General features: G+C 57.4%; 13 protein-coding genes and 1 tRNA gene. 5 read left to right on the plus strand and 9 right to left on the minus strand.

Annotation, left to right across the window (positions count from 1 at the left end; genetic code table 11):
• Positions 1–143 precede the first annotated feature (143 nt).
• Positions 144–1,304 carry a S1C family serine protease gene (locus tag hmeg3_RS20820; protein WP_094565438.1) on the plus strand — a complete coding sequence of 387 codons (1,161 nt, stop codon included), beginning with the start codon at positions 144–146 and terminating at the stop codon, positions 1,302–1,304.
• Between the two features lie 16 nt (positions 1,305–1,320).
• Here hmeg3_RS20820 and hmeg3_RS20825 read toward each other — a convergent pair whose 3' ends face one another.
• Positions 1,321–2,070, minus strand: a complete 750-nt coding sequence (locus hmeg3_RS20825; RefSeq protein WP_094565439.1) for a hypothetical protein — start codon at positions 2,068–2,070, stop codon at positions 1,321–1,323.
• Between the two features lie 304 nt (positions 2,071–2,374).
• Between hmeg3_RS20825 and hmeg3_RS20830 the strand changes: the two genes are divergently transcribed.
• Entirely contained in the window at positions 2,375–3,196 is an 822-nt protein-coding gene (locus tag hmeg3_RS20830) for a 2-keto-4-pentenoate hydratase (protein WP_094565440.1), read from the plus strand.
• Between the two features lie 149 nt (positions 3,197–3,345).
• Here hmeg3_RS20830 and hmeg3_RS20835 read toward each other — a convergent pair whose 3' ends face one another.
• From hmeg3_RS20835 to hmeg3_RS24830, 4 genes are all read right to left on the minus strand, one after another.
• Entirely contained in the window at positions 3,346–4,587 is a 1,242-nt protein-coding gene (locus hmeg3_RS20835) for a GGDEF domain-containing protein (RefSeq protein WP_094565441.1), read from the minus strand.
• A gap of 140 nt (positions 4,588–4,727) precedes the next feature.
• Positions 4,728–5,135: an alternative ribosome rescue aminoacyl-tRNA hydrolase ArfB gene (arfB, locus tag hmeg3_RS20840; RefSeq protein ID WP_094565442.1), complete on the minus strand. Its 408-nt coding sequence runs from the start codon at positions 5,133–5,135 to the stop codon at positions 4,728–4,730.
• 307 nt (positions 5,136–5,442) lie between these two features.
• Positions 5,443–5,796, minus strand: a complete 354-nt coding sequence (locus hmeg3_RS20845; protein WP_094565443.1) for a hypothetical protein — start codon at positions 5,794–5,796, stop codon at positions 5,443–5,445.
• On the minus strand, positions 5,793–6,230 hold the full coding sequence (locus tag hmeg3_RS24830; protein ID WP_157739317.1) for a hypothetical protein: 438 nt from the start codon (positions 6,228–6,230) through the stop codon (positions 5,793–5,795). The genes hmeg3_RS20845 and hmeg3_RS24830 overlap by 4 nt, the downstream gene beginning before the upstream one ends.
• Positions 6,231–6,537: 307 nt before the next feature.
• On the opposite strand from hmeg3_RS24830, the gene hmeg3_RS20855 reads away from it, so the two are divergent.
• Together hmeg3_RS20855 and trmB are read left to right on the plus strand one after the other, a co-directional pair.
• Positions 6,538–6,611: transfer RNA gene (locus tag hmeg3_RS20855), tRNA-Gly, on the plus strand.
• Between the two features lie 102 nt (positions 6,612–6,713).
• Positions 6,714–7,433 carry a tRNA (guanosine(46)-N7)-methyltransferase TrmB gene (trmB, locus tag hmeg3_RS20860; protein ID WP_094565445.1) on the plus strand — a complete coding sequence of 240 codons (720 nt, stop codon included), beginning with the start codon at positions 6,714–6,716 and terminating at the stop codon, positions 7,431–7,433.
• 160 nt (positions 7,434–7,593) lie between these two features.
• On the opposite strand, the gene hmeg3_RS20865 is transcribed toward trmB, so the two are convergent.
• The 4 genes from hmeg3_RS20865 to hmeg3_RS20880 all read right to left on the minus strand — a co-directional run bounded on the left by hmeg3_RS20865 (position 7,594) and on the right by hmeg3_RS20880 (position 12,923).
• Positions 7,594–9,168 carry a methyl-accepting chemotaxis protein gene (locus hmeg3_RS20865; RefSeq protein ID WP_094565446.1) on the minus strand — a complete coding sequence of 525 codons (1,575 nt, stop codon included), beginning with the start codon at positions 9,166–9,168 and terminating at the stop codon, positions 7,594–7,596.
• Positions 9,169–9,313: 145 nt separating this feature from the next.
• A complete protein-coding gene (recQ, locus tag hmeg3_RS20870) occupies positions 9,314–11,176 on the minus strand; it encodes a DNA helicase RecQ (protein ID WP_094565447.1) in 1,863 nt (620 codons plus the stop codon).
• Entirely contained in the window at positions 11,177–12,049 is an 873-nt protein-coding gene (locus hmeg3_RS20875; RefSeq protein WP_094565448.1) for an undecaprenyl-diphosphate phosphatase, read from the minus strand.
• A 19-nt stretch (positions 12,050–12,068) separates the two neighbouring features.
• Positions 12,069–12,923 carry an undecaprenyl-diphosphate phosphatase gene (locus hmeg3_RS20880; RefSeq protein WP_094565449.1) on the minus strand — a complete coding sequence of 285 codons (855 nt, stop codon included), beginning with the start codon at positions 12,921–12,923 and terminating at the stop codon, positions 12,069–12,071.
• Between the two features lie 208 nt (positions 12,924–13,131).
• Between hmeg3_RS20880 and hmeg3_RS20885 the strand changes: the two genes are divergently transcribed.
• Positions 13,132–14,781: an FAD-dependent monooxygenase gene (locus tag hmeg3_RS20885; RefSeq protein ID WP_094565450.1), complete on the plus strand. Its 1,650-nt coding sequence runs from the start codon at positions 13,132–13,134 to the stop codon at positions 14,779–14,781.
• Positions 14,782–14,836: the final 55 nt, after the last annotated feature.

A 14,836-nucleotide genomic window follows, 5' to 3' on the forward strand; every position in this document is an offset into this window, starting at 1 on the left:
GCGCATTCTTCCGCGTATGCAAGAAATGTCTCTACAGCGTTTATCCATGCGCCTTTGCGCACCTATTTAGTCAGCACTTTGACAGCATCTAATGCTACAGTCGTTATGATCAATGCTGACAAAAAACAGAAGAGCGCAGCGCCATGCCAGACAAGAAAACCAAGAACATGTCCTCTCTCTCTCGCCGCGATTTCCGTTCTTCGCCGCTTCTGGTTGCGGCAACAGCAGCCGTGATCGGCCTTGTCGCCTTGCCTCAGTCGGCGTATGCCGCCCGCTGGCAAGAAGTCGGCGAAAACGAAACCTCACTGGATAAGAGCTATATCGATGTCGATTCCGTCAGACAAGACGGAAACATCCGCGTGGCGCAGTTCATGACCGTCTATGAAAAGGCACGCGTCAATGCGCACGACATCAAGATGGACCGCTACGTCCAGAGGACAGCGTTTGATTGCGTCAACAAGACGATCTCGCTGATTTCGACGGTCGGCTATCTGGATGGCCAGCGCGTCGGCTTCAGTCCGGTGCGCACCGACTGGATAAAAAACTTCCAGCCGCTGGCAGATACACCGTTCGCGCAACGTTCTTTCACCCTCGCCTGCACTGTCCCGATACAAGCTGCCCAGGCAACCAAGCCGTCGGTGCCTGTGGCTCCACTAGCACCACCAAGACAGAAATCCAGCAGCGGCACCGGCATCATCGTCAACCGGGACGGCTACATCCTGACCAACAACCATGTCGTCGATGGCTGCAAATCACTCACGGTGAAAGCCAGCAATGGCGACACGATAAGAATACTGGCCGAGTTGGAAGCCATTGACCGGACAAACGATCTGGCGCTGATCAAGTCGTTGCAGCCATTCAATCAGGCGGCCAGTTTCCGCATGCCGGCAAAGCCGGTCAGGCTGGGCGAAGAAATCGGTGTCATCGGCTATCCGCTGCCGGGCATTTTGTCGAGTGAACCGAAAGCCACATTCGGGCAAATCAATTCACTCGCCGGCATCAACAACAATCGCGCGCATTTACAAATTTCTGCCCCTATCCAACCCGGCAACAGCGGCGGCCCGGTGCTCGACACCAGCGGCGCCGTCATCGGCGTGGTGGTGTCATCGGTGGCAATGGCGATGTCGCAGGCGATAGGCTCCGTGCCGCAGAATGTGAACTTCGCCATTCGCGGCGAAGTGGCGCAAAACTTCCTGACTGCACATCACGTCAACTTCATCATCGCGGAGCCGGGCAAAAGATTGGCGACGGATGAGATCGCGGAGAACGGCCTGCAATTTACTGTGCAGATCCTGTGTAATTGAAGAGGGAGCGATCTGCTCACTCCGGATTCAGGCAACTCGGATACGGCTCTTTTTCCCCTGCGACGTGCGCACACAGGCGCACGGGTGCAAGCTGCTGGTATCGGCCTACCCATTTCGCCATATCGATGCGCATCGGCAGCACTGACGGCATGCCTCTTTCGGCCCATTGCACGGTGTAGTAGTCGCGCGCTCCCTTGATCACGATGACCAACGCCGCTTCACTGGTCAGTCCCGACGTGGCGGGCGACTGGCCGCAACTGACGACCATGACGTACTGCTCATAGCCGTTGACGATACCCTCGGACATCTTCCTCTGGCTGAAAGACTCCGAACAGGCGCGCCGAAAGCCGCCGGCAATATGTTCGGCATAGTTCGCCGGCGAAATCGTCGCCTCCGATGCGGTCTCCTTCACGCCGCTTATCGTCACCATTTGCGTCCAGGCGCCAGGATCTTCGCCTTCCGGAACCGACTCGCGAATGTAGCGCTGCGAGGTAGTGTTTTCAGAAGCCACTTTGAATCCTCTTGGATAGCCCATGTAGAGAAGCTGACTGTAGATCGGCGTCACGGTTTTAACGACGGCCTCCTGCGATGCGCCATTGACGACTTCTTCCGGCGAATTCATTTCGATCATAACCGGTGCCGGTGCGATCTTTACCTGGCTGGCGTCTTTTGCAGGTTCTTTGGAGTCAAGGTTCTGTCCCGAGGCGGAACATGCCATGAAGACAAGAACCGACGGGATCGCGATGCGGTGAAAGGAGTGCTTCATATTGTTGTGATCGTCTGCTTTGACACTTATCTGTGATCGCCGGTATCCACCGGTTGATCTGGAACCGGTCGATCCGGATTCCCTGCCGTGATTCTACATAAAGGGGCGCAGACGGCAAGGCAGCAATACAAAATGGTAGGCAAGCACGTCATTCCAGCCGATCATCTCCCGCGGTAATGATGAAATAAATTAGCGCCCTCGCCTTCACACACTGAAATTTTGTCTCTTGTTGTCGCGCCGGCGGCGCCTGCAAAATAGACATTCGTTTTTCTCTTCTCTTTCCCTTACCCATGGAGCATGACCGATGACACGCCACATCGATACGCAAGGCATCGCCGTGCAAATGAAAGATGCGCAAGACAAGGTGCGCCAGATTGCCACCATCACATCGCAAGAACCGGCATTTGATGTCGCTACGGCATACCAAGTGGCGGATCTTGTGCATCAGGCAAGATTGGAACAAGGCGCCGCTGCTGCAGGCCGCAAGATCGGCTTTACCAACGCCGCCATGTGGGCGCGATATGGCGTGGAAGAACCCGTCTGGGGCCACATGTACGACAGCAGCATCGTTTATCTGCCGGGCTCGCAAGGCGAATGCAGCCTGGCCCGTTTCGCCGAACCGAAGATCGAACCGGAAATCGCCCTGCATTTTCACAAGGCGCCACCTGAAAATGCCGACATCGCGGCATTGGTCGACTGCATTGACTGGATTGCTCCCGCTTTCGAAATCGTGCAGTCCCATTACCCCGGCTGGCAGTTCAAAGCTGCCGACACCGTTGCCGATGGCGGTCTGCACGGCATGCTGTTTGTCGGAGAACGCATCTCGCTTGCCGCACTCGGCAGCGAAGCACTGGAGCAACTGGCAACATGTTCCGTCACGCTGCGCTGCGATGGCGCGGTACGCGAAACCGGCAGGGGATCAAATGCGCTCGGCAGCCCGCTCGCCGCGATGGCGCACCTGATCGCAGTGATTGCAAAGCAAGCGATCCAACGTCCGGTTCAGGCCAATGAAGTCGTGACGACGGGTACGCTCACGGCAGCGTTTCCGGTGAGTGCGGGGGAGGTATGGAATATGGAGCTGGAGGGGATTGCCTTGCGCGGAATAGGCTTGAAGTTTATTGCCTGATTTTGCCCGGGTTGGCCCAAGTTCACCCGCCATCACAAAGCACTGTCAAAACACCGGCTCCGATGCACCTCGCGATGCCGGACGAGCCGACGGCTTGGTGACGGGATACAGATCGACGCGCGAGAAATATCGCGAGGCTGCGTCCGGACTCAGGAAGTGATAGCAGTGTTGGGAGACACAGTACCGTTGTCCTGTTGCTGTTCTCTCAGCGGTCTGTTTAAACAGGAAATACGATTCCGTCCCTCTGACTTGGCCATTTGCAACGCGCTGTCGGCACGCTGCAAGAGGTCATTCATCGTCTTGTCGCCGTGTTCACTGACTGCCACGCCAACGCTGATAGTAAATGGCGGCAGGTTCTCGCTTTGATTCTCCGCCATACCGCGACGCAGTTTTTCGGCGATGATCATCGCTCCATGCAGATTCATGACAGGCAGCGCCAATGCAAATTCTTCGCCGCCGACACGGCTGATGATGTCGGTGTCGCGCAAGATGCGCGCTGCCAGTTCGCCGAAGCGGCGTAGCACCGCGTCGCCGACGGCGCGCCCATGGGTTTTATTGATCTGCTCGAACTCATCGATATCGCAGACCGCCATCGACAAAGGTTTTGCGGTGCGACGCGCCAGCCGGAATTCACGGTTGGCATATTCATCGAACTGGCGCCGATTGGCGAGCCCGGTGAGCGGGTCACGGGTAGCCATCTCATAGAGATGCGCATTGTAGCGGCGGATTTTCGTGATCATGGGGCGGAAAATCAGCACCGCTTCCAGCACCAGTGTGATAAAAAACGCGACTAGTACCGCCAGTTGCGCCGTGCGAGCCTGTTCAATGCGCGCGTCAGCCTGCCCGGCGAACAGCGCCTGCGCACGATCGAGCGCAGGCAACAGCAGATCCCGCGAATGGTGTTGCAGCGCCCGATAAGCCTCGTTGCCGGCGTTCATCGTGGTCGCGCCAATGAAACGGCGTGAGTCATCCAGAAAACTGCGCACTTCCGTATCGAGCGCGTTGCTGCCGACAAAATACAACTCATGTTCGGCCGCATTGAGTTGGCTGCCGGCAGGGTCGCCTTTACCGGTGAGAATATCCTGCGCCCGCTCCATCTGGGTGACGGCATCCTGCAAAGCATCGCTGGTGGACGTGTCGCCGACGTACAGATCCGTGCTGAGCAGCGCAATGCGTTGCGACAGCATGCGCTGCTGTTCGACCAGATGGATGCGCTGCGCTGCGCCACGTTGTTCGATGATGATATTGCCAAGAAGAAAATATGCTGCCAGAAACAGCAGCGCCATCACTGCCACACCGCCCGCATAGGCAATGCTCATCCGGGTGGCGCTGATCTTTCTGTCGGGCAAGCTGGTTGCCGTTGTTTTGGTTTCTTTGGCCGCACGTGTCATCGTAGTGCTTTCTGTGATTGGGGCGTGGAGTGCACAATGCAGTCCTGAGGGTCGATATTATGACATCAGTGCCGCGCAGGAACACGGCGGCAGAGGTGCCTGGTCAGATACCCGAGCTTGGTCGACGGCGGCAGCTTGCATCAATCACGCACTTTCCCCCGCATCGATTTGATCTCACCGCGCAGCGTCTTCGTCTGCAAGCGTTTGCGCTGCGAACTGCGGGTGGGACGAGTCGGCCTGCGCAACACCGGCACGTGGGCGATAACGGCCAACATCTCCTGCAAGCGCAGCAAGGCATCGGCCTTGTTCTTTTCCTGACTGCGATGCGCCTGGGCTTTGATGATGACTACCCCCTCCTTGCTGATGCGATGATCCCGCAACGCCAGCAGACGCTGCTTCACATCATCCGGCAAGGACGACGCGCGGATATCGAACCGCAGATGAATGGCGCTCGATACCTTGTTGACGTTCTGCCCGCCCGCACCTTGTGCGCGGATAGCGGTGAGTTCGACTTCTTCGTCGGTGATGAAGAGGGTGAGGATGGCGATGGCTCGGTTTGGTAAAGCTGTGTTCTAACGAAATGCTTTTAAGCAGAAGTAGTACTTGGAAGAGTATTCACTGCAGATAAGAAAAAGCTAAAAAATGCTCGGTGTTTCCATTGCCGGACATATGTGTCGACCGCTGGTCGTAAGCTTGGGAAAATTCTGCCCTACCACTGAACTGAATAACAAACTCCAAATTTTACGTGCAACTTATTGGCTAGTTTCTAGCCATCGGGTCTTGACGATTCCTTGCCGAAAACTCATTTAATCAAAAAAGCGGATGAAAAATGGATTTTTTCATCCGCTGAAACCACTATTCTGGCTTGAAACTTTCCCATACGGGCGCATGCATAAGCACAGCAGCCCGGTCTTTGGTATCCCATATTGGATGACTTTTTCCTAAATAGAAAAAATGTGATTTCACGCCGTTAAATGGCTTCTCACTATTAATCCCGGTTTTTGAATACACGACAACAAAATCACCAGCACTTACATCTTTATCGGGAAACCAATATGTTTCATAGACGCCATTTGTCACTGAGTTTTCACTATAACTAGATTGAATAAGCAGGTATTCACCAAGATTCCCCCCTAATTCAACCTTCATTACTACTCTTTCTTTGGCTAGATCATTTCGATCTCTGATATTCGTAATCTTGAGCTTCATGGCTTAACCGCCTTCGCAGCCAAACCTGCAACGATAAGTACAACGCCAAATATTCCCGTCATCCATGCAGTAGGTTGCATTTGCCAAATTGACGGTGCGTATCCCAATGCTGCCGCACCAACCGTTATGCAGGCGATATGAATAATCTCGATTGAAATTTTCCCTTTAAATTTCTCTTCTAAGATCGCAGCACTTTTATCCGCCTCGTGAAACTTTCCTCTAAACGATGCTAGATCGCTTCGCTCAGCATCCAGTCGCTCAATTTCATCAATCAACATTCTTTGTACGGCAGGGGAGGATAATTCTTCATCGCTAAGCTCTCTTCGGAGTTTTGCAAATGATTTACGACCAGATGTTCCTTTCGCCACAAGTTGAAGTGCGCCTTCTGTAGCTTCTTGAGGTTCAATATCTGGCTCTGCATTTGTCTCTGTCATTACCGGATTCCTACTTTGAGGTTCTAAGACTTATATGGGTTCAAAGACACAGAGTTATTACGCATGGAAGATCTTTTACCCAAGTTAAGCCGAATTATGACATGCGGTTACCGTGTAGGTTATCAATTTATAAGCTCCCCATTTGCACTCAAATCTCCCTCATTATTCAAAATTTAGTCGTCATCAGAGGTCGAATCTGATCCCACATAGGCTTGTTGATTTTTTCCAAAGTCAAGCCTGTAACAGACTCGGAGACCGCCGATCACTGGATCGCTCCTTCGTCAACCCGGTATAATCCCTACCCAACGCGGGTGTAGCTCAATGGTAGAGCAGAAGCTTCCCAAGCTTACGACGAGGGTTCGATCCCCTTCACCCGCTCCAGGGTGCTAGGGAATCCAGCATTTTCATCGCTGCCTTATTTGCCTGCCTTTTGCACGCCGCATAACAATTCCATCTTCAGATCCTTCGCTTCACGAGTCATTCATGTCAGAAAACAAATCCGGCAAACCGCTTTTTTACGATCCGACCGAACATCGCATCCGCAGCTTCGTCACACGTGCAGGTCGCTTGTCGGGCGCGCAGGCGCGCGCTATTGAGGAGCTGGGGCCGCAGTTCTTGTTGCCGTATGCAAAGGAGACGCTGGATATCGATGCAGCCTTTGGACGCTCGGCCCCGACGGTGTTTGAGATCGGCTTCGGCATGGGCGACACCAGCGCGAAGATTGCGGCGGATATGCCGGAGAAGAATTTCATCGGCGTGGAAGTGCATACGCCGGGTGTGGGTAGTCTGCTGAAGCAGATCGGTGAGCAGAGTCTGACCAATATGCGTCTGATCCAGCACGATGCGGTGGAAGTGTTGACCAACATGATTGCACCTGGCTCACTGGCAGGCGCGCATGTGTTCTTTCCGGATCCGTGGCACAAGGCGCGTCACAACAAGCGCCGTCTGATTCAGGGGCCGCTGGTGAGTCTGCTGGCGTCGCGCATTGCGCCGGGCGGTTACCTGCATTGCGCCACCGACTGGGAAGAGTATGCGATCCAGATGCTGGAAGTACTGGGTGCGGAGCCGACGCTGAAGAACAGCACCGACGCCGCTGAAGGCTATGCCCCGCGTCCCGACTACCGCCCTGTCACCAAGTTTGAAAACCGCGGCCTGCGCTTGGGACATGGTGTTTGGGATCTGGTGTTCATCAAACAGCCTTGATATCTTTTTCTAACCTGTTTGCGATCTGTAGCGAGAGGCCATGATCCGGTGACGGCCGGAGCGGAGGAACCGGAGTGTACTTGAGTACATGAGGATTCCGAGCACCGCCCAAGGGTTTCCAATTCACGGATCATCGCCTCGCAGTAAGATCGCAGACAGGTTAGGCGCGCAGTTTGAACACACTCACTGCACGCGCCAACCCGGCCGCCTGATCCTGCAGACTTTCTGCTGCTGCGGCGGCTTCTTCCACCAGCGCGGCGTTCTGCTGCGTGACCAGATCCATTTGCACGACTGCCCGGTTGACTTCGTCGATGCCTGCGCTTTGCTCACTGTTGGCGCGGGTGATCTCGTCCATGATCTCTGCGACCTGGGCGACGGCGACAACGATCTCTTGCATGGTCTGGCCGGCGTTGCCGACCAGGCTGGTGCCGGTGCTGACTTTGGATACCGAGTCGCTGATGAGCTCCTTGATCTCTTTAGCGGCGGTTGCACTGCGTTGGGCCAGTGTGCGCACTTCTGATGCAACCACGGCGAAACCTCTGCCCTGTTCTCCGGCACGGGCGGCTTCGACCGCAGCGTTGAGCGCGAGGATGTTGGTCTGGAACGCAATGCCGTCAATGACGCCGATGATATCGACGATCTTGTGCGAACTTTGTTCGATGGCGTTCATGGTGTCGACCACGGCGGCGACCATCTCACCACCTTTTACTGCCACGCCGGAGGCATCGGCAGCGAGCTTGTTGGCTTGATGCGTGTTCTCAGCGTTCTTCTGCACGGTGGAGGTGATCTCTTCCATGGAGGCGGCAGTTTCTTCGAGAGAACCGGCCTGCTCTTCGGTGCGTGACGACAAATCCTGATTGCCCAGGGCGATTTCGGTCGAGGCGGTGGCGATGGTGTTGGTGCTGACGCGCACTTCGCTGACGATGCCGACCAGGTTGTCGTTCATGTCTTTGAGCGCCTGTAGCAGTTGGGCGGTCTCGTCCTTGCCGCTGACGACTACTTCCGAGCGCAAGTCCCCTGCAGCCACGGTCTGCGCGATGACGACGGCGGTGTTGAGTGGACGCGTGATGCTGGTCACCAGCCAGAAGGTGACGATGCTGCCGAGTGTCAGCGCCAGCACGATGGACACCACTAGCGTCAGCCGTGCCTCCCGGTAATCCGACGCGGCATCCAGCGCGATCTCTTCGCGGAATTTGTCGGCTGACTTGCGGACGTCGGCGACGATGTCGTCGATCATCTGCGTCGGCAGGCGGTCTGCGCCTTTGACGGCGTCATCGACACGCCCTACGCTGTCGCGGTCTTCAGGCTTGTATTCCTTCTGGAGGGCGGCGAGATATTTAACGCCAAGATCGGCATGCGCCTGCTGGGCCTGCTTCAGTTTGTCGGTGCTCATGCCCAGCGCCGGCAGCAAGCTGGTGAGCTTGTCCAGATTGACCTGCGTGGCTTTGCCCTCGTCGATGAAGGCCTGGCGGTATTTGTTGAAGGATTCGGCATCCTTGCCGCGCAGCAAGGTGTTCTTCCACTCCTGCACCTGGATCTTGAATTGCACCTGGGCACTGCGGGCGGAGTCGATGGCTCGCTCGATGGTCGCGGCCTTTTGCATTGCCTGGGTGTTCTGCTCAAAGCTATCGTTGAGCGTCATCCAGCCCCGAACGCCTACGAAGATGGTTGCCAGCAGCAACAACGCCGCCAGCAAACCGAGACGTGTACCTATCCTGAGATCGGTCAGCTTCATATACCCTCCATGCTTGTGGTTGCGCGGAAACAGTACTGCCAACAATGTCGGTCATAGCTTCAGCTTATTTCAGCATAGACCATCGGCACTGTTGTCATACTGTTCATTAACGGCAAAGCATGATGCGTACCACAGGGTATGTCACTCAGAAATTTCCTGATATTTCCTGAATGAGGGCGATAATTTCCGTACCGTAAGTTTCCAGTTTCTTTTCGCCAACGCCGGTGACGCCACGCAGATCGTCGAGCGATGACGGCTTGGCTTTGGCGATTTCGCGCATGGTGGCGTCGTGGAAAATAACGTAGGCCGGCACGTTGTGTTTGCGCGCAGTCTCGACACGCCACCAGCGCAGCTTGTCAAAGAGCGTTTGTTCTTCGGTCGACAGATCCGTTTCGGTGTAGTTGGATTTGGACGACGTGCGTTTTGGTTTGACCGGCTTCTGATATTGGCGCAGCTGGATTTTTTGCTCGCCGCGCAACACCGGCTTGGCCTCTTCGGTCAGTTTGAGCGAGCTGTAGTTTTCATGGTCGACGGTCAGCAAACCGAGTGCGATGACCTGGCGCAGCACGGCGCGCCATTCGGCTTCGCCATACTCGCTGCCGATGCCGAACACCGATAACTGGTCGTGGCGCCATTGCTTGACCCTCTCGCCATCAATGCCTCGCAAGACATCCAGCACGTGGCCGGCGGCAAAGCGCTGTTCGACGCGGTAGACGGTCGACAACAGTTTTTGCGCCATCAGCGTGCCGTCGAAAGAGACCGGCGGCGACAGGCAGATGTCGCAGTTGCCGCAGGCTTGCTGGCCATGCTGGCCGAAATAGTCGAGCAAGCGCACGCGGCGGCAATGGAGGGTCTCGCACAGGCCGAGCATGGCGTCGAGCTTGACGCCGAGCACGCGCTTGAAGGTTTCGTCGGCTTCGGACTCGGCGATCATGCGGCGCTGTTGCACCACGTCTTGCAAGCCGTAAGCCATCCAGGCGTTGGCGGGTAAACCGTCACGGCCGGCGCGGCCGGTTTCCTGATAGTAGCCTTCGATGCTCTTTGGCAAATCGAGGTGGGCGACAAAGCGCACGTCTGGCTTGTCGATGCCCATGCCGAAGGCGATGGTGGCGACCATGACGATCTTGTCTTCCCGCAGGAAGCGCGACTGGTTGGCGGTACGCTTGGCGTAGTCCATGCCGGCGTGATACGGCAGCGCGTTGATGCCGCTCTGCTTGAGAAATTCGGCGGTCTCTTCGACCTTCTTGCGCGACAGGCAGTACACCACGCCGGCGTCGTCGGGATGCTCGCTCTCGATGAAGTCGAGCAACTGCTTACGGCCGTTGGCCTTTTCGACGATCTGATAGCGGATGTTGGGACGGTCGAAGGACGACACGAACTGGCGTGCATCTTCGAGCTGCAGGCGATGGATGATTTCTTCGCGGGTCTGCTGGTCGGCGGTGGCCGTCAGTGCGATGCGCGGCACGTTGGGAAAGCGCTCGTGCAGCACCGACAGCTTGATGTATTCGGGACGGAAGTCGTGGCCCCATTGCGACACGCAGTGCGCCTCGTCGATGGCAAACAGCGAGATGTGCGCCGCTTCCAGCAGGTCGAGGCAGCGCGGCGTCATCAGACGTTCCGGCGCCACGTACAAGACGTCGAGATCGCCGCTGCGTACACGTCGCTCGATCTGCATCGCTTCATCGAAGGTCTGCGTCGAGTTGAGGAAGGCTGCGCGCACGCCGACTTCGGCCAGCGCGTCGACCTGATCCTGCATCAGCGCGATAAGCGGTGACACCACCACACCCACGCCATCACGCACCAGCGCCGGCACCTGATAGCACAGCGACTTGCCGCCGCCGGTCGGCATCAGCACCAGCGCGTCGCCGCCCTGCACGACATGCTGGACGATCTCCGCCTGCTGGCCGCGGAAGGACGAATAGCCGAATACGGTTTCGAGGATGTGCAGCGCTTTGGATTGCTGCTCCTGAACCCGCTCTGACACCGGCTCTGACACAATTTCAGACATTTATTGCAAGAATCCCTTGCTGACCGCAACCAGCAAAAATACGCCAAGTGCGGCGCGATAAACAATGAAAGGCCAGGTCGAGAAACGCTCCAGGAATTTCATCAATCCCCAGATCGCGCAAAACGCCGAAACGCTCGCGACCACAATGCCGAATAGCAATAGCGACCATGCCTGCAGCGGAATATGCGCATGCCACAGGACAGCCAGTTCTTTGAGGCCGGCCAGCGCAATCGCCGGCAAGCCGAGCAGGAAGGAAAAGCGTGCCGCTTCTTCCCGCTTGAAATTGAGAAACAGCGCAGCAGTCAAGGTCGACCCCGAACGCGACACGCCTGGGATCAGCGCGCCGACTTGGGCAATGCCGACGATCAGCGCGTCGCGCAGGCGCATTTCGTCGACGGTGCGGCGATGACGGCAAGCCAGTTCGGCAATCGCCAGCAGCACCGCCATGGCGATGCACGACCAGCCGATCACCGACAGGCTGCGCAGCGGCGAGCCGCAGGCGTTCAACACATGCGAAAGAGCCAGACCGGCGATGCCGATGGGGATGGTCGCCAGAATGATGGCAACCGCCAGGCGGAACATCGGGCTGTTGAAATCACGCTGCTTCCACGCGGTGATGCTGCCGGTGGCAACGGCCGAGACATCGCGCCAGAAATAGCTGACCACCGCAGCCAGCGCCGCCAGCTGCATCGCCGCCGAGAAGGCTGAGCCCGGATCATGCCAGCCCAATACAGCCGGTACGATGCGCATATGCGCCGTGGAGGAGATCGGCAACAACTCGGTGATGCCCTGTACGATCCCAAGAAAGCCGATCTGCAAATAGTCCAGAGAAGCGAAGCCGATGTCCAGACCGGCGCTGCATACATTTGCCACGATAAATCCTTTGTTACTTTTATTCGACCCAGGCAACAACACCCGAATAAGCCGTACCCAAAATCACCAGACCGAACAGGATGCGATACCAGGCAAACACGGTGAAGTCATGCGAGCTGATGTAACGCAGCAACCAGCGTACGCACAGGAAAGCCGACACGAAGGCGGCCACGGTACCGATGGTGAACAGCGGCGCATCGGCGGCGCTCAGCAAGGCGCGCTCTTTGTACAGCGAATAGATGGTGGCCGCGAACAGCGTCGGGATCGCCAGGAAGAAGGAAAACTCGGTGGCCGCCTTGCGCGACAGGCCAAACATCATGCCGCCGATGATCGTGGCGCCCGAACGGCTGGTGCCGGGGATCAGCGCAAAGGCTTGTGCGCAGCCGACCTTGAAGGCATCCAGCGGCGTCATGTCGTCCACGGAATCGATGCGCCCTGAGGAATAGCCCATGTTGCCCTTGTTGAGACGTTCTACCCACAGGATGATCAGACCGCCGACGATGAAGGCGATGGCGACCGGCACCGGTGCGAACAGGACTGCCTTGATCTTCTTGCTGAACAGGAAGCCGAGGATGGCGGCCGGCAGGAAGGCGATGATCAGGTTGATCACCAGGCGCTGCGCCTTGCGGTCACTGAACAGACCGCCGATCACCGAGGCGATGCGGGCACGGTATTCCCAGCATACGGCGAGGATGGCGCCGGCCTGGATGACGATCTCAAAAACGTCGACTTTTTCTTTCGGAAAGGCCGGGCTGGCGAAATGCAGCAGGCTGCCTGCAAGAATCAGATGTCCGGTGGAAGAAATAGGTAGAAATTCGGTCAGGCCTTCTACGATGCCCATGATGAGCGCTTTGAGAGCGAGAATTGTGTCCATGCTGAGGGGGAGGTTAAGTCAAAGGAACCGCAAAGAGCCGGCGAAAAAGCGGCGCCGGCGCCGGTCGAAGTCAGCATTTTACTGGTTCGGCACGGGACGGGTGCGTTTTTGCTTTGGCACGGAAGAAACTGTGCGAGATTATTGAAGTCACACCGTGCGGGCGCAAGCAGCGCTTCATTCAATTGTTATCGACTTCCGGAGAAGTGTAATGACGATTCGACATCATCCTGTACTGATCGCCGGCGCCGGCCCAACCGGTCTCACCGCCGCCATGGAGCTGTCCCGGCTGGGCGTGCCGGTGCGCCTGATCGACAAGCTGACGGCGCCGTCGGCGACATCGCGTGCGCTGGCGGTGCAGGCGCGCACGCTGGAGTTGCTGCAACAACGTGGTCTGACTGACAAGATGCTGGCAGCGGGCAACAAGGCCCATGCCGGCAGCCTGTATGGACGCGGCAAGCTGCTCGGCAAGGTCGATCTGAGCCGGATTCCCGGAAGGCACAACTATGTCCTGCTGCTGTCGCAAGCCGAGACGGAACGCCTGTTGACAGAACAACTGGCGCTGCAAGGCGTGCAGATCGAGCGCGGCGTCGAGCTGATCGGCTTCGTGCAATCGCAGGCATCCACGCCGGCATCCACGTTAGCGAGCGGCGTACTGGCTGAACTGCGCCATGCCGACGGGCGCATCGAACAAGTGCAGGCAGCCGCATTGATCAGTGCCGAGGGTGCGCACAGCAGCGCGCGTCATGCGCTCAATCTGGCGTTTGAGGGCAAGTCGCTCAAACCGACTTATGCGCTGGCCGATCTGTATGTGGACGGCGAGATCGCGTCGGATCAATTGTCGATCTTCATTTCGGATCACGGCTTTCTGGCGATGTTTCCGCTGGCGCAGGGACATTTCCGCATGATCGCCATCGAACCCGATGCCGAGGCCCGGCAAGATGACGAGCTGGTGCGCGACATTCCCGGTGATCCGCCGACGCTGGCGCAACTGCAGGCGATCTACGATGCGCATTCGCCGGTACCGGCGACGCTGAGCAATATTGTCTGGAGTTCGCACTTCCGCATCAACAGCCGCATGCTGCAGACACTGCGGCAAGGCAATGTGTTCTTCGGCGGCGATGCCGCACATATCCATAGCCCGGCCGGCGGCCAGGGCATGAACACCGGCATCCAGGACATGATCGATCTGTGCTGGAAGCTGGCGCTGGTGCTGCAAGGCAGAGCCGATGCGGCGCTTCTCGACACCTACGAGCAAGACCGCCTGCCGGTGATTCGCAACATTGTCACGCGCACCGAAGCGGCCACCGATGTACTCAATTCGCGCAGCACATGGGTGCACACCCTGGTGACGCATATTGCGCCGCTGGCGCTGAACATCGACTTCATCCAGGACACCGCCACGCGACTGATCAGCGAAATCAATGTTGATTACCGCAGCAGCCCGCTGTCGGCCACGCATGATGCCGGCGGCAGCCTGCACGGCGGTGACCGCTTGCCGGATATCGACGTGATCGCATGGGAACACAACAACAGCGAGGCAGAATCCCGCGAAGGCAATCTGTACGCGCTGCTCGATCCGTCGCGCCTGACGCTGCTGATCGCACAAGGCCCGTCGGCGCCGATTCTGCCGCCAGACTGGCGCGAACAATTACACCGCTGGGAAGGTGTGCTGACCATACGCCACGTCGCTGCAGCGCTGGCAGAGGGACAAGATCGCGAATTCAGGAATCTGTTCGGCTCTTACCATTTGCATGTCGCCCGGCCTGATTGTTATCTCGGCTTTGTGGGCGATGCAGCGCAATGGGATGCCTTGATTGCATGGCTGGAAAAATGGTTTGCGCCGCAAGCTGAAGGATGAAGCGATGTCGATGCGTCGATTCTGCACGACGAGCTGTGCAACGGCCTTTGCGGCG

It is taken from the genome of Herbaspirillum sp. meg3 (assembly GCF_002257565.1).
Taxonomy (GTDB): domain Bacteria; phylum Pseudomonadota; class Gammaproteobacteria; order Burkholderiales; family Burkholderiaceae_D; genus Herbaspirillum.

Excerpts from the sequence above, each read along its gene's own strand:
- hmeg3_RS20820 (WP_094565438.1), top strand. The coding sequence starts at position 144 with ATGCCAGACAAGAAAACCAAGAACATGTCCTCTCTCTCTCGCCGCGAT.
- hmeg3_RS20825 (WP_094565439.1), bottom strand. The coding sequence starts at position 2,070 with ATGAAGCACTCCTTTCACCGCATCGCGATCCCGTCGGTTCTTGTCTTC.
- hmeg3_RS20830 (WP_094565440.1), top strand. The coding sequence starts at position 2,375 with ATGACACGCCACATCGATACGCAAGGCATCGCCGTGCAAATGAAAGAT.
- hmeg3_RS20835 (WP_094565441.1), bottom strand. The coding sequence starts at position 4,587 with ATGACACGTGCGGCCAAAGAAACCAAAACAACGGCAACCAGCTTGCCC.
- hmeg3_RS20845 (WP_094565443.1), bottom strand. The coding sequence starts at position 5,796 with ATGAAGCTCAAGATTACGAATATCAGAGATCGAAATGATCTAGCCAAA.
- hmeg3_RS24830 (WP_157739317.1), bottom strand. The coding sequence starts at position 6,230 with ATGACAGAGACAAATGCAGAGCCAGATATTGAACCTCAAGAAGCTACA.
- trmB (WP_094565445.1), top strand. The coding sequence starts at position 6,714 with ATGTCAGAAAACAAATCCGGCAAACCGCTTTTTTACGATCCGACCGAA.
- hmeg3_RS20865 (WP_094565446.1), bottom strand. The coding sequence starts at position 9,168 with ATGAAGCTGACCGATCTCAGGATAGGTACACGTCTCGGTTTGCTGGCG.
- recQ (WP_094565447.1), bottom strand. The coding sequence starts at position 11,176 with ATGTCTGAAATTGTGTCAGAGCCGGTGTCAGAGCGGGTTCAGGAGCAG.
- hmeg3_RS20880 (WP_094565449.1), bottom strand. The coding sequence starts at position 12,923 with ATGGACACAATTCTCGCTCTCAAAGCGCTCATCATGGGCATCGTAGAA.
- hmeg3_RS20885 (WP_094565450.1), top strand. The coding sequence starts at position 13,132 with ATGACGATTCGACATCATCCTGTACTGATCGCCGGCGCCGGCCCAACC.